Annotated in this window: 10 protein-coding genes; 7 read left to right on the forward strand and 3 right to left on the reverse strand. The window is 57.7% G+C overall.

All coding sequences use genetic code 11. The annotated features are described in order from the left end of the window. Positions 1–37 precede the first annotated feature (37 nt). The 3 genes from GFH31_RS02305 (at position 38) to GFH31_RS02315 (ending at position 2,340) form a co-directional block, all read left to right on the forward strand. Positions 38–544 (forward strand): NfeD family protein, encoded by a 507-nt coding sequence (locus GFH31_RS02305; RefSeq protein ID WP_055205169.1) that lies wholly within the window; start codon positions 38–40, stop codon positions 542–544. Between the two features lie 27 nt (positions 545–571). Continuing rightward, on the forward strand, positions 572–1,537 hold the full coding sequence (floA, locus tag GFH31_RS02310; RefSeq protein ID WP_101574024.1) for a flotillin-like protein FloA: 966 nt from the start codon (positions 572–574) through the stop codon (positions 1,535–1,537). A gap of 152 nt (positions 1,538–1,689) precedes the next feature. Further along, entirely contained in the window at positions 1,690–2,340 is a 651-nt protein-coding gene (locus GFH31_RS02315; protein WP_055205115.1) for a lactate utilization protein, read from the forward strand. Between the two features lie 11 nt (positions 2,341–2,351). Here GFH31_RS02315 and GFH31_RS02320 read toward each other — a convergent pair whose 3' ends face one another. Genes GFH31_RS02320 through GFH31_RS02330 form a run of 3 tightly spaced genes read right to left on the reverse strand, consistent with a single transcriptional unit; the run spans position 2,352 to position 7,117 of the window. After that, positions 2,352–3,029, reverse strand: a complete 678-nt coding sequence (locus GFH31_RS02320) for a DUF2461 domain-containing protein (protein ID WP_101574022.1) — start codon at positions 3,027–3,029, stop codon at positions 2,352–2,354. A gap of 57 nt (positions 3,030–3,086) precedes the next feature. Next, on the reverse strand, positions 3,087–3,866 hold the full coding sequence (locus tag GFH31_RS02325; RefSeq protein WP_101574020.1) for a 4Fe-4S binding protein: 780 nt from the start codon (positions 3,864–3,866) through the stop codon (positions 3,087–3,089). Positions 3,867–3,877: 11 nt separating this feature from the next. Next, a complete protein-coding gene (locus GFH31_RS02330; protein WP_153498283.1) occupies positions 3,878–7,117 on the reverse strand; it encodes a glycosyl hydrolase in 3,240 nt (1,079 codons plus the stop codon). Positions 7,118–7,486: 369 nt separating this feature from the next. Between GFH31_RS02330 and GFH31_RS02335 the strand changes: the two genes are divergently transcribed. The 4 genes from GFH31_RS02335 to GFH31_RS02350 all read left to right on the forward strand — a co-directional run bounded on the left by GFH31_RS02335 (position 7,487) and on the right by GFH31_RS02350 (position 15,027). Then, on the forward strand, positions 7,487–10,204 hold the full coding sequence (locus GFH31_RS02335) for a hypothetical protein (RefSeq protein ID WP_153498282.1): 2,718 nt from the start codon (positions 7,487–7,489) through the stop codon (positions 10,202–10,204). A 137-nt stretch (positions 10,205–10,341) separates the two neighbouring features. Further along, positions 10,342–11,010 (forward strand): YczE/YyaS/YitT family protein, encoded by a 669-nt coding sequence (locus GFH31_RS02340; RefSeq protein WP_101574045.1) that lies wholly within the window; start codon positions 10,342–10,344, stop codon positions 11,008–11,010. Between the two features lie 128 nt (positions 11,011–11,138). Then, positions 11,139–12,272 carry a sialidase family protein gene (locus tag GFH31_RS02345; RefSeq protein ID WP_153498281.1) on the forward strand — a complete coding sequence of 378 codons (1,134 nt, stop codon included), beginning with the start codon at positions 11,139–11,141 and terminating at the stop codon, positions 12,270–12,272. Positions 12,273–12,282: 10 nt separating this feature from the next. Beyond that, entirely contained in the window at positions 12,283–15,027 is a 2,745-nt protein-coding gene (locus GFH31_RS02350) for an alpha-L-rhamnosidase (RefSeq protein ID WP_216645974.1), read from the forward strand. Positions 15,028–15,053: the final 26 nt, after the last annotated feature.

Raw genomic sequence — 15,053 nt, forward strand, 5'->3', positions numbered from 1 at the left:
TTTCCCGTCCGGGATAAAATCTGATAAAAACAGGCTTATGTGGTTAATCGTCGCGCTGATCGTCGTGGGCGTACTGTTGCTGGTAGCGGAACTGGTACTGCTGCCGGGAATCAGCGTCGCCGGGATCGGAGCATTCGTCGCATTTCTGGCGGCCGCATTTTACGGTTTCATGCAATACGGCGTAATGGGCGGCGCACTGATCCTCGCAACGATCGTGATCCTCTGCGTCATCGCGGTAGTCGTTTCGCTCAGAGCCAATACATGGCGCCGTTTCTCGCTGAAAGCGACCGTGGACAGCACGTCTACCCCTACCCCCGAACAGCAGGACATCCATGTCGGACAACGGGGCGAAACGCTGACCCGACTCGCTCCGATGGGTAAAGTGCAGCTCGGCGAAGTGACCATCGAAGCAAAATCCGTGGACGCCTACATCGACCCGCACCAGGCGATCGAAGTGATCGGCTACGACAATACCGCCGTCATCGTAAGGCGGGTCGATTCCGCGGCCGGATACCGGGGAACATTTTCCGAACCGCTCGATTAAAAACACAAAAACACTAAAAATATGACTATGGAAGGATTTGGTATTTGGGTGATTGCGTTCGTCGCGCTCGTTCTGTTATGGTTCATTTTATACTTTATTCCGATCGGGCTATGGTTTTCGGCCCTCGTATCGGGAGTACGCATCAGTCTGCTGCAACTGGTGCTGATGCGGTTCCGCAAGGTGCCGCCCTCGGTCATCGTCAACCAGATGATCGCCGGAACCAAAGCGGGTCTGCATCTGACCTCCAACGACCTGGAAGCGCACTTCCTGGCGGGCGGCAACGTGCCCAACGTCGTGACGGCTCTGATCTCGGCGCAAAAAGCCAACATTACGCTCGACTTCCGGATGGCGGCGGCCATCGACCTGGCCGGCCGTAACGTGGCGGAAGCCGTACAGATGTCGGTCAACCCGAAAGTGATCAACACCCCTCCGGTAGCGGCCGTAGCCAAAGACGGCATCCAACTGATCGCCAAAGCCCGCGTAACGGTACGGGCGAATATCAAACAACTGGTCGGAGGCGCCGGCGAGGACACCGTGCTGGCCCGCGTGGGCGAAGGGATCGTATCGTCGATCGGTTCGTCGACGTCGCACAAGACCGTGCTTGAGAATCCGGATTTCATCTCGCGGGTAGTACTCGAAAAGGGACTGGATGCGGGAACCGCCTTCGAAATTCTGTCGATCGACATCGCCGATATCGACGTGGGCAAGAACATCGGCGCTTTCTTGCAGATGGACCAGGCCAATGCCGACAAGAACATCGCGCAGGCCAAAGCCGAAGAGAAACGGGCGATGGCCGTAGCGCTGGAACAAGAGATGAAAGCCAAAGCGCAGGAAGCGCGGGCCAAAGTCATCCTGGCCGAGGCTGAAATCCCGATGGCGATCGCGGAAGCCTTCCGCAACGGCAATCTCGGCGTGATGGATTACTACAAAATACAGAACATCCAGGCCGACACCCACATGCGCGAAGGGATCGTGAAGCCGGATAAAAAATAACATCCGGCCGTACACCGGTATGAAAACTCCGCGAAGAGGATCTCTTCGCGGAGTTTTTCGTTATCCCCGCCTCTATTTGTTTTTTCAGGCGGAAATCCCTAACATTGCAACGTCCGAATCGTTTCCGGATCTGAAACCAGAATACGAAAAACATGAATCCATCCGAAAAATACTGGCTGACACGCCTGGAAAGTTGTGCGAAAGCGCTGACTAAAAACGGATTCTCGGCAATCGTCGTAGACCGGATCGAAGATGCGGCAAACGCGGCGGCGGAGATCATCGAAAAGCTGGCTCCCCGTACGATAGGTTATGCCGATTCGCGCACCATGCACCGCAGCGGAATCCTGAACGTCATCCGGCAGGACGACCGGCGCACGCTGATCGACGGATTCGACCCGTCGAAAGAACGCGCCGAGAATCTCCTGACCAGACGGCAGGCCCTGCTGTCCGATCTGTTTTTGACCGGAGCGAATGCCGTGACAGAAAAGGGGGAATTGGTATGGCTGGATATGATCGGCAACCGCATCGCGGCGGTCGCATTCGGGCCAGAACACGTCCTGTTGTTCATCGGGCGGAACAAGTTGACTCCCGACCTCGAATCGGCCCGCCAGCGGATCAAGACCCTCGCCGCCCCGATGAACGCCCTCGCTCATGCGACATTCAAAACGCCCTGCCGGACGACCGCCCGGTGTCACGACTGCAACAGTCCCGACCGGATTTGCAACGGCTGGTTGATCCTCGAAAAGTGTTTTCCGAAAGAGCGGATCGCCGTCATCCTGATCAACGAGGATCTGGGCTATTAGCAAACCGGCGACTACATCTCCTCACGGGCATAATCCACGGCCCTGTTCAACAGAGCGATGAAAGGCATCGTCGCGCGGAACTCGCGGGCAACGCTTTCGACCAGATCCGCCTGCAACATAAAACGGTCGTCGACGAACTTTTCCAAATAGACGTCCTTCAGTTTCAGGTATTCGACATACGGACTGTCGGACGGAAAACCGGCCGGCGCCCGTTTCAGCCGGTTCTCCGCGTTCAACGAAAAACCGGACGCTCCCCGGACAGCGGCGGCGAAACGTTCCCCGTTATCGAAGATCTCGTCCCGGACGCTTTTCAACACGTTCGGTTCCGGCATATACAATCCGGCCGAAAGCAGGTGACCGCCGATCAGCCCGTCGCCCTGCGGCTCCACATGGAAATAATAACCGGCATACCCCGACTTTTTCCCGCGAGGACAAAAATAAGCCCCGAAATGGGTTTTGTAGGGTTCTTTGTTCGGACTGAACCGCGTATCCCGGTAAATCCGATAAGTGCAGTCCTTCACCGCAAGCCCAGCGACCGAAGGATCGAAAGCGGCGATCGCGTCGATCAGCCGGGCGACCAAACCGTCGAACCGGGCCTTTACGTCGCGGTACCAAAGCTTGTTCGCTTCGAACCATTCCCGGTTGTTATGGCGCCTCAACTGTTCCAGAAACCGTATGATATCTTCCATGCCTATCCGAATTGAGTAAGGATACAAAGATAACGAAATATCCGGACGGTCGCGGAACTACACATAAATATCCGGCTCCTTCCGCACGGAATAAGCTTTCACGAATTTCCGGCGGACGATTTTATACAGCAATCCCCCGAAACGGCGGGCGCGGGCCGGACATACGACGATGCAGCGGCCGCAGGCGATACACTTCTGCGGATCCGTTTGCCGGGGACGGCCGGCAGGAATGGCCTGTACGGGGCATCGTTCGACGCATACGCCGCACCCCGTGCACTTGCGGCCGCCCGTCGGTCGCAACGGCACTTTCCCCGGCGTTTTATAAGGACGGCCGCCCGGAGGCACGACTTCCTGCAAAGAGGCGGAATCGGCCGCAGAATCGATTTTCCGACGGAACTGCCGAACGAATGCGGCGATCCGCCGTATGTCTTCCTCATCCGGACGATTCGTTCCGACCTGCGGAAATATGGAGTGTTGCGCGACGAACGCGGCGGCGGCGGCGACCCTGAATCCGTTTTCTCCGACAACATCGGTCAGTTCGAGCAACGCATCGTCGTAATCCCGGTTGCCGTAAACGCATACGACGACGGCAGGCGTCCCGTTTCCCCGGAACTTGCGGAGCGCCGGCAGCGCGGATGCGGGAATGCGTCCGGAATAGACGGGCATACCCACTACCAGCAGGTCGCCGTCGTCCATCGTTACTTCCGCCCCGGGCGCGCTCCGGGTAATGTCGTACTCCGTCTTCCGTCCTTCGATTTGCGCGGCGATCTGTCTCATGACCTTCCGGGTCGTATAAGTCGCGCTGAAATATACCAGGTGAATATTTTCCGTCCTCACATTCTTACGATTTATTGATAACAAACGCTTTCTATACGTACGGGGCCCAGCAGCCCGGATGTCTGCAACGGCGACGACGGGGTCCACGGATTGTGCGGAGACCACGTCGGACGTTCGCCGGCGGGCAACGCGCTGTCGCCGATCAGACGGTTGACCCAGGTATTGACGACCTCGATTTCCAGATCGTTCCCGCCCTCTTTTACGAAGTCGGTTACGTCCAGCCGGTACGGATAAGTCCACACCCCTCCGACGTCGCGTCCGTTCAGCCTGACCCGGGCCATCGCGGCGACGTACCCCAGGTCGAGCAACAACCGCCGGGAAGGATCGGCCGCCTGCCAGGTAAACCGGTTCTTATACGAAGCCGTTCCCGAATAGAACCGGATCCGGTCGTCGTCGCTGAGCGCCCAGTCGGTCAGGGAATCCATCGTTACGGACTCTCCGGGTCCGCGCCGGGCGGCGTCGAAAGCCACCGTCCAGGGAGCGGTTATCTCGACGACCGGAACCGGCTCCGGATAGTTGACTCCCCCGCGGGAAGCGTCCGACGCCTGCGCAGGCTCACGGAAAACGACGAACGCGCTTTCGTAAGGCTCCAGCTTCAACGGAACCGAAACGCTCCTGTCCGAAACCGTAAACTCGGGAAGCGGGCGCATCGCACCCGAAACGGGAAGCCACAGCTCCGGTCGAAGCCCCCTAACGCGAAAACCGGCCTCGAACGCAACCGGACGGGCGGATTGGTTCGCCACGAAATAGATATCCGTCTCCCCCACCCTGCGATGCCCGTATACGATATCGCGGCAATCGGTTTTCAGATCCGGCGGGCAGTCGACATAGGCCAGGGCCTCCTCCATGCTCATGCCGGACAACACCGCTCCTTTGCCGTACCGCCGGGACTTCCGGGTCACTCCGTCCACCTCCGCCCACATTTCGGAAGCGAGCGCACGCACCAGCAGGTCGGCGCCGGGCTGTCCCTGCAAGCTGGGCGAACGGTCGGGACACGGGCCGAGCACGACGGCCCCGTCCCTTACCAACCGGGCGATCTTCGTCAGCAGTTCCGGCCGCATGGTTTCGAGTTCGGGAAGCACCAGCAATCTGTACTGCGTTCCGTGCGGCAGAGTCAGCAACCCGTCGCGCACAGACGCCCGGTCGCGCAGCACCTCCCCGTTGATATAGTCGAACTGATAACCGGCAGGTAACGCGGGATCGGCGACGCCGGTCATCTTCGGAGCGTCCTCGCCGACAAAATAGGCCACGTCGGCTATATTCAGCCCCTGTTGCAACATGAAATTGCAGCGACGCAGGTACTCGATAAAAGTATTCAACTGGGGATACCACGTGTTGTTGCGGTTGAATTCGTTTCCGTAAGCGGCATTCACGCCCGGAAGCCGGCCGTCGTCGAGCTGCGAGATGAACAGCGTCAGCAGGGTGCTGTTGATCCCTTCGGCGAAAAAACGGTCGCAACGCTGTTTCATATTGGCCGGATAACGGCTGAAAGCCGCCCCCGCACATGTAAACGACTCGGCATACACCCTGGACTTGCCGTAAATATGCGCGCAGGACGAAGCCGCCCGGTTCTCGATATCGCCCAGTTCGCCCTCGCTCCAAAACTCGCCGGCCACGTCGTCCGACTGTCCGCCGTACTGCAGGAACTCGCCCGGAAATCCCCAGTGCCCGTAATTTTCGAGCCATGTGGTAAGCCCGTGTTCGTGACAGACTTCGCGCATGCCGCCTACATATTCGTACGACACGGCGTCGGCCACCATCCTGCGCACATCCCACAGAAAACGATCCGAAGTTTCGGCGCTTCCGACCACGACGCCTTCGAACACCGGCAAAAACGGCACCGGATCGTATCCGTAACATTTTTCGAACCGGGCGATGAAATCGTCCGTAAAATTCTGCCCGCCGGTTTCGTAACTATCCTGCACCACCACTTTGAACGACCGGCGGTCGGCCTCCGGAATCCGCTCGAGAATCTTACCGATAAAAGCGTCGAAATGGGTACGGACATGCTCCCTGTTCATTTTGTCGATCTCCAGCCCCGTAGCCTCCGGGGCGGCGGGACTGTTCGTAACGCCCGTGGAAGCCATTCCGGTGCGCAGGATCGCCCACTCCCCGGCCGGGACGTCCCATGTCAACATTCCGTCCCCGGATACGAACTCCGTGATATCCCGCACGGCGGCAGGATCGACCGCCAGCGAAGGATCGTCCGTTTCGGCCGGAGCGGGCCAAAGGTAGTCCTCCCAGTACGGCAGAGGAGTCTGGTGCATTTTAGCCAGACTTTTTTCGCTGTAACGTTCGACCCGCGCCGCTGCCGAAAGTTCCACCTCGCGCAGGGCGGCGGGTCCGCCGGCATTATCGACCGAAAGGCGGAACGCCCGGGAAGACGTGGCCGGGAAAGAGATCGTAACGGGAGCATAAACATCGAACCCGACATTGGGCATTTCGTTGAACCGACTGATATCGAACTCCGCCACCGGCCGGTAGTCGCTCCCGTCCAAAGCCTCGAGGACGGCATTCGCTACGATCGGGCGGTGTTCCGGACGTACGGTGATGCTGCGGGCGGTAAAAAGCTCCGGCGACTCGAAAACGATCGCGGTTTTCCCGACGGGGAGCCGGACGGACGTAAGCGTATCCCCGTCGGCCAACCGTCCGATACCGGGCAAAGCCGGTACGGAACGCACCGTTCCGGACGCGCCGTTCAGCAGCACTCCGTCGTTTTTCGGCACCGGATAGGCGATCACGCGCACGTCCTGAATCATCCCTTCGGGCTTCGGCAACCTGCCCGAAAACTTCGAAGGGCCCTCGACCCGCACCTGCGAACTGCACAGATAACGCATCGACTCTTCCGGCTTCACCCAGGGACCGCCGGACTGACTCCACCCCGGAGAGTTGAAAATGCCGATCTCCATATCCAGTTCCGTTGCGGTCTTGAGGGCCGTATGCAATATCTCCCACCACGGCTCGCTCATCAGCTCGACCGGCCCGTAAGGAACGTCGTCGTGACCGATGTTGCCGATATAGGCGCGGTCGATTCCGGCTGCTTTCATCGATCGCAGGTCTTCGGCTACACCTTCTTTCGATACGTTCCCGGAAATCCAATACCAATACGTACTGATTTTTACCGAATCGGGCGGGGCGACGAATCCCCGTTCGAGCATGGACGAAGCAACGGTTCCCGCATCGCTGCGGCAACCCGTTAAAAACACGGCGGCGATCAACATCAGCCGCGCTCCGAATAGAGTGTGGGACATAGTTTAGTAGTTTTTTCTGTTTACCGGAATTCATCCGTATTCCGAACCGGCACAAGCCGCTCGGGCGCATAATCGACGATCGGGCAACGGGTCATCTTTTCATGATTCGGGATCGACGGACAAAACATGCGTCCCCGTTCGACAAAGCACATTCAAATATAGTGTAAATATCGGTACGAAAATCATTTGCCCGTACCGACAACGAAGCTTTTATCGGTAATCCGTCCGAATTTCGCCGTTTCCGCCGCCGGAAAGGACGCGAGCGGAATGCAGGACGCACATAATTCCGCCGATTCGACAATATTCGGTTCCGCATTCGCGACGAACCGAAAATAATATTATTTTTGTAGAATACTTAATCTAAACAAAATGAAGGAAAAAGTACTCGTTGCGCTCTGTTTTTTTTTGATTGTCGGAGGAAAACTGTCTTCACAAACCGAAAATAAAACGACCGGCTCCTTTACCATCGAATGGGAAGGGGGAACCGGAACGGGAAGCATTTCGGCTACGAACGGGAAAATCGCCCGGATCGAAGCCGTAAAAGGGAATGTCCGGATCGACGGGAACGCCTACCGCATCCGGAACGCTTCCGGAGCTCGGCTGGAATGCTTCGTCGACAGCGCCGATACGAAAATCGGACCGGAGGCGACTCTGATCCACGTCGAAGCTCCGCAGGGTTCCTTCTCCTTTTTCCTGAGGGACGTAAACCGGAATACGCCGATCTACATTCCGAATTACAAAGTAACGGTACTCCCGGCCGGAGACGGCCGTTGTTATGCGGAGGTCGAGCGAGAGATCCTTTCCCGAAAAAGCCGTACCAAGATCGAACGGATCGAAACCGAGCCGGAAGTCTCTTTCGAAACCGCGGCGGCACGCGCCCGCCGGTCGAACGTTCCGATCTGGCTCGGCATGGGAAGAGACATCCGCATGTTCGAAATATCGGAAGAGCTGCCGGACGGCACATTAGAGGACAAACTGATCCGTCCGATTTTCTCTTCTTCCCCCGTCGTACTGCCGGAAACGGCCCCTTCGGCGCTCTACTACCGGTACGCGCTGGGACGCGGCGTGGGAGTCATGGATAACATCGCCCGGCATCTGGACGAGGGCGTACTTCCCATTTACCACTCCGAACTCACGGACGACGATGTCCGTTACCACAGCGTATCGTTCGTGTCGCTCGAAAAGTCGGAGTTGAACGCCGGCAACGTGCAGGGAACCCACTTCCTGATCTCGGACAGCCGTTCCGGAGGGAGGGTATTTACCGAAACGCAGCAGAAACAGTTGGCCGACATACAGGCCGCGATCCCGCCCGCCGACGAGGAAGCCGTCCTCTACATCCGGACGGAAATCGAAAACGAAGGAGCCGTTCCCCGCTACGCCTGGATCAAGGCCCCCCGCCCGGCAATGCCCACCAACAATCTGTATATCGGAGCGGCTTATCAATTCGACCGGGAAAAAGGATTTTCATTTTTCTCGGAGGACCGGGTATTCTGTATTTCCACAATCAAAGGGAAACCGCTGTGTAACGAGGAACTCGCCGTACTGCTCCAACCCGGGGAACGGATCGAAGTGAACTTTTACATTCCGCACGAACCCGTCTCCCGACAGCGGGCCGAAGAACTGGCCGCACAGTCGTTCGAAAAACGCTACGAAGCGTGCAAGGCCTATTGGAACGGGAAACTGGAGCGCGCCGCCCGTATCCATGTCCCGGAAAAAAGGATCGACGAGATGGTCCGCGCGGGCCTGCTGCATTTGGACCTGGTGACTTTCGGGCAGGAGCCGGACGGGACGCTGGCCGCTAACGTGGGCGTTTACTCTCCGATCGGAACGGAAAGCGCCCCGATCATTCAATTTTACGCCTCGATGGGGTTGAACGACCTGGCCCGGCGGGCATTGAACTACTTTATCGAAACCCAGCAGGAGAATGGAAAAATCGAGAATTACAACGGCTATATGGTCGAAACGGGGGCCGTTTTGTGGTCGGTGGGCGAATACTTCCGCTACACCCGGGACAAGGAATGGATCGGGGAAATCAAACCGGCCTTGCTGAAAGCCTGCCGCTACCTGACCGAATGGAGAAACCGCAGTAAAAAGGACAGCCTCAGAGGACGCGGATACGGCATGATCGACGGAAAGGTCGCCGATCCGGAAGACTATTTCCACCAATTCATGCTGAACGGCTACGGTTACCTCGGCATGAAACGCATGGGAGAAGTATTCGAAGCCATCGGAGCGGAAGAAGCCGAAAGCCTGCAGAAGGAAGCGGCCGACTGGAGAAACGACATCCGCGAATCGCTCGAACGGACGATGGCTCTTTCGCCGGTCGTTCCGCTGGGAGACGGAACGTGGAGCCCGACCGCGCCTCCCTGGACGGAAGCTCCGGGACCGCGCCTGCTGTACCAACAGGCCGAATGTTTCCGCTCTCACGGCACCTTTACCGTCCCGGATGCCATGCTGGGGCCGATGTACCTGGTTTTTTGCGAGGTAATCGACCCGGCAGAGCCCGTTTCGAATCTGTTGTTGAAATATCACAGCGAACTGATGTTCCAGGAAAATTCGACTTTCAGCCAACCGTATTACAGCCGTCACAACTGGTTGCAAGCGAAAAAAGGAATGGTAAAACCTTTCCTAAGCACCTATTACCACACCATGGCCCCCTACGCCGATCCGGGAACCTATACGTTCTGGGAGCATCTCTACAAACTGAGTCCCCACAAGACCCACGAAGAAGCCAACTTCCTGATGGAAACCCGCTGGATGCTTTATATGGAGGATGCGGATACGCTGAATCTCTTCCGGGTAATTCCGCGCCGGTGGATGGCGGACGGCGATCGAATCGAACTGAGCGGCGTGCAAAGCTATTTCGGGCCGCTGAACGTCCGGGCGGTATCGAACGTCCGCAACAACCGGATCGAAGCCAGCGTTCGATGCGACCCGGCCCGGAAACCCGCCTGCGTGAAAATCAGGCTGCCGCATCCCGAAGGGAAAAAACCCGTGCGGGTAACGGGCGGCACATATAACGCGGACGACGAAACGGTCGTCGTCCGCCCTTTCGACGGAGAGACTGAAATACGGCTCGAATTCTAAACATTCGGATTCCCGAGAATCCGAATGCGGACGACACGCCTTACGCTCCCACGAAGATCGCCTGCCGGATCGCCGACGCCGCGTCGGTGCGAAATACGAAAATCTTTCGTAAATTCGCGTCGTTGTTTTTCGTATCGATGAAAAATCTTGTGGGCAGATACCTGTTGTTCGTGACCGGGCTTTATTTCCTGGCCGCCGGAATCGTGCTGATCCTGCGTTCGTCGTTGGGGACAACCCCGATATCGAGCGTGAACTACGTGTTGAGCCTCAACAGCGCGCTGACGTTGGGAACCTGGACATTCGTGATAAACATGCTGCTTATCGCCGGACAGTTCTGGTTTATTCGCGACCGCATGACGCGACGCGACACGGTCGAAATCCTGTTACAGATGCCTTTTTCGTTGCTTTTCGGGCTGTTCATCGATTTCAACATGGTCCTGACGCAACATCTGCTGCCGCCGAACTACGCAGCGGCGATCGTACTGCTGTTGGCCGGCTGTATCGTGCAGTCGATCGGCGTCGTACTGGAGATCAAACCCCGCGTGGTCATGATGAGCGCCGAAGGATTCGTCAACTACGCCTCGCGGCGCTATAATACGGATTTCGGAAAATTCAAAGTCGCTTTCGACATCTCGCTCGTAACGGTTGCCACGCTGCTGTCGCTCCTGCTGGCACGGCGCATCGAAGGCGTGCGCGAAGGAACACTGATCGCCGCTTGCAGCACGGGATACATCGTCAGTTTTCTGAACCGCAGGATACTCACGCGGGCGACGCTCCGCCGCGTACTGCCGATCAAAGGAATATAGCCGTCGCTTCGGAGAACGCCGCCGAAAATTCGACATCTCGAATTTTATTCGTATTTTTATCCGCGATAGGCCGACTGTCGGCAGCCGGACATCCGGAATATCCGACGTACAATAAAACGAAGCCCAGTATGCAAAAACCTTATCGACTGCTTTTACCCGTCCTCCTTTTTTTCTGCATTGCCGGCCCGAAAGCCGCTTATCCGAAAATCCCGGCGGAACCGGCGCTACAAACGGAACCGGAACGCGCCGTGAACGTCGAAGGGAAAGACGCGGCCCTGACGGAACGGGATTTCCTGTTCGGCGACGACCGTCCTTTCAAACAGTGCCATGCATCCACGCTGGTAGGACTCGACGACGGCAATTTCCTGGTAGCATGGTTCGGCGGAGACAAGGAGAGCGCGGACAACGTAGCCATATGGCTGTCCAAAGGCAAGCCGGGCAACTGGTCGGCGCCTCGCCGAGTCGCGAAAATCCGCGACGACGCCCACTGGAACCCGGTGCTGTTCCGCGACGGGAAGGGAAAAGTTTATCTTTTTTTCAAAGTGGGGAAAAAAATAACCGAATGGGAGACATGGTGGACGACTTCGTCGGACGACGGAACGACCTGGTCGAAACCCGTCGAACTCGTCAAAGGCGACCGGGGAGGCCGGGGCCCTGTTCGCAATAAGCCCATCGTCCTATCGAACGGCGTATGGCTGGCCGGCGCATCGTTCGAAAGCGAGACGGGCGACAAACACTGGGACGTATTCGTCGACCGCAGCAGCAACAACGGCAGAACATGGAAGGCGACGCCCTTTCTGGAACTGGACCGCAGCAATTTCAGGGGACACGGGGTCATCCAGCCCACGCTCTGGGAATCGGAGCCGGGAATCGTCCACATGCTCGTACGCAGTAGCAACGCCCGCATCTACCGGAGCGACTCGAAAGACTACGGAAAATCCTGGTGTCCGCTCTACCCGACCGACATGCCGAACAACAACAGCGGCATCGACCTGATAAAACTCCCGGACGGCGTGCTGGTTCTGGCATACAATCCGGTCGGCGGCGATGCGGGGTCGAGGTCGCTGCTCAACTTGGCCGTATCGTTCGACAACGGCAAAACGTGGCCGAAGACAATCGCGCTCGAAAACGACAATCCGCCGGCGGAGTATTCCTACCCGGCGATTATCGCCCACGGAGACCGTGTGGCGGTCACTTACACGTGGAACCGGCAACGCATCGTTTTTTGGGAGTTCGCAAACGATGCTCTGGAGGCCCGATAATCATTTACCCATGAAAAAACTATTGTTATCCGCCCTGCTGCTACTGACCGGCAGCCTATTTGCGAACGAGCGCATAGCCCGCCTCCGCTGCGAAGAGATGACCGACCCGATCGGGATCGACGTATTGCAGCCGCGGCTGAGCTGGGAACTCGAATCCGACCGGCGGGGCGTGCTTCAGACGGCTTACCGGATCCTCGTCGCTACGGACAAGACTCTGCTCGACCGCGACCAGGGCGACATGTGGGATTCGGGAGAGATCGAAAGCGACGCGACGTCGGGGATAAAATATGCGGGAAAGCCGCTGCAGCGCAACAGCTATTACTACTGGAAGGTAAAAGCAAATACCAACAAAGGAGAAACGGCATGGAGCGAACCGGCGCTATGGCAGGTCGGGCTTCTTCAATTCCAAGACTGGGTCGGCCAATGGATCGGTTTCGACCGCCGCTTCCCGTGGGACGGCGATCCGCAAGGTTCGCGACTCTCCGCACGCTACTTCCGCAAAGAGTTCGACTGCGACAAGGAGATCCGTTCGGCGACGGCTTATATCATCGGGCTCGGATTTTACGAACTTCGCATCAACGGCCGAAAAATAGGCGACCGGGTACTGGCTCCCGTACAGACCGAATTTACCAAAAACGTAAAGTACAATGCATTCGACGTAACGGACGCGCTGAAACGCGGCCGCAACGCGATCGGCATAGTCCTCGGGAACGGTATGTATTTCACGATGCAGCAGTTCCAGCAAGCGTTCAAAATAAAAAACTTCGGCTATCCGAAAGTACTGTTCAACCTGGCGATCACCTACGCCGACGGCTCCTCGAGAGTGATCTTCACGAACGACTCGTGGAAGGGAACGGCCGACGGCCCCATCCGGGCCAACAACCTGTACGACGGCGAAGAGTACGACGCGACCCGGGAGTTTCCGGGCTGGGACGCGCCGGGATTCGACGACGGCGGATGGCTGCAGGCCGAGTTCGTCCAGGAGCCGGGCGGAACCTACGAGGCGCAAACGACCGACCCGATGAAGGTCGTAAAAGAACTCGCCCCCGTCTCCGTAACGGAGAAAACGGACGGCCGGTTCATCGTCGATTTCGGGCAAAACCTGACGGGATGGATGCGTTTCAGCGTCCGCGGAGCGCGCGGACAGACTGTCCGGCTGAGATACGCCGAATCGCTCGACGAAAACGGAGAGCTATTCACGGCCAACCTCCGGAGCGCCAAAGCCGAAGGGTTGTACACCCTGCGGGGCGGCGAACGAGAAACCTACGAACCGGCTTTTACGTACTACGGTTTCCGATTCGTCGAAGTCTCCGGTTATCCCGGACAATGCGACCCGTCCGATTTCACGGCCTGCATGGTCTCCGACGATATGCGTACGGTAGGCAGTTTCAAAACCTCGGACGAGTTGCTCAACAGGATCTACCGCAATGCCTGGTGGGGCATTGCGGGCAACTACAAGGGAATGCCGGTGGATTGTCCGCAGCGCAACGAAAAACAGCCGTGGCTGGGCGACCGGGGAGTAGCCGCTCTGGGAGAGAATTTCGTGTTCGACAATGCAAAGCTCTATCGCAAGTTGCTCGACGACCTGAAAAGGGCGCAGAAAGCGGACGGTTCGCTGCCGGACCTGGCGCCCGACTTCTGGCGCTATTTCAGCGACAACATGACCTGGCCCGGAGTCATGCTGATCATAGCGGACATGCTTTATACCCAGACGGGAGACCTCTCCGCCGTATCGGATCATTACGATGCCATGAAGAAATGGCTGGCCTACATGAAAGGGCGTTACATGACCGCGGAGTATATCGTCAGCAGGGACGTCTACGGCGACTGGTGCGCGCCTCCCTCTACGGCCGAGGCCGGGAAAGGATTGAGCGGGAACGTAAAAAAACCGAACCCGCTCCTATCCACGGCATACTATTATCATTTCACCGGACTGATGCAAAAATTCGCCGAACTGACCGGCAGGCCGCAGGATAAAGCCTATTACGCCGAGCTGGGCGAAAACATCAAAAACGGATTCAACCGCAGGTTCTACCGTTCCGAGGACGGCTATTACGACAATGGGGAACTCACATCCAACCTGTTGCCGGTAGCGTTCGGAATGGTGCCGGCGGAAGAACTGCCCCGCGTGACCGCTTACGTCGGCAACCTCGTCGAGGTGAAGAATCGGGGCCACCTGAGTACGGGCGTCATCGGCACCCAATGGCTGATGAAAACGCTTTCGGGCATCGGCCGTCCGGATCTCGCGCTCGGCATCGCCCTCAAAAAGACCTACCCGAGTTGGGGTTATATGATAACGCATGGCGCCACGACGATCTGGGAGCTCTGGAATTTCGATACGGCCGCACCCGATATGAATTCGCAAAACCACGTGATGATGCTCGGCGACCTGCTGGTATGGTTTTACGAGAACCTTGCAGGCATCCGAACCGATCCCGCGAAACCGGCCTTCCGGCGGATCGTCATGAATCCCGACTTTCCCGAAGGACTCGACTTCGTCGAAGCGTCCCACCATTCGGTTTCCGGAAAAATAGAGAGCAGGTGGCGGCGGACGAAGCGCAAAAAAACGGAATGGAATATCCGGATACCGGCCAATTGCAGCGCCGAGGTGCACTTCCCCGCAGCGGCGAGGGAAAAGATCACCGAATCGGGACATACCGTCGCGGCGGACGACGAAAACATCAGGTATCGGGGCACCGTAAACGGCAAACAGGTGTTCGAAGTGCTGTCCGGCGAATATAGCTTCGTATTTTAACCCGATTTACAAACGACGATCAATCA

This window comes from Alistipes sp. dk3624, from assembly GCF_009557455.1.
Classification (GTDB): Bacteria; Bacteroidota; Bacteroidia; order Bacteroidales; family Rikenellaceae; genus Alistipes_A; species Alistipes_A hominis.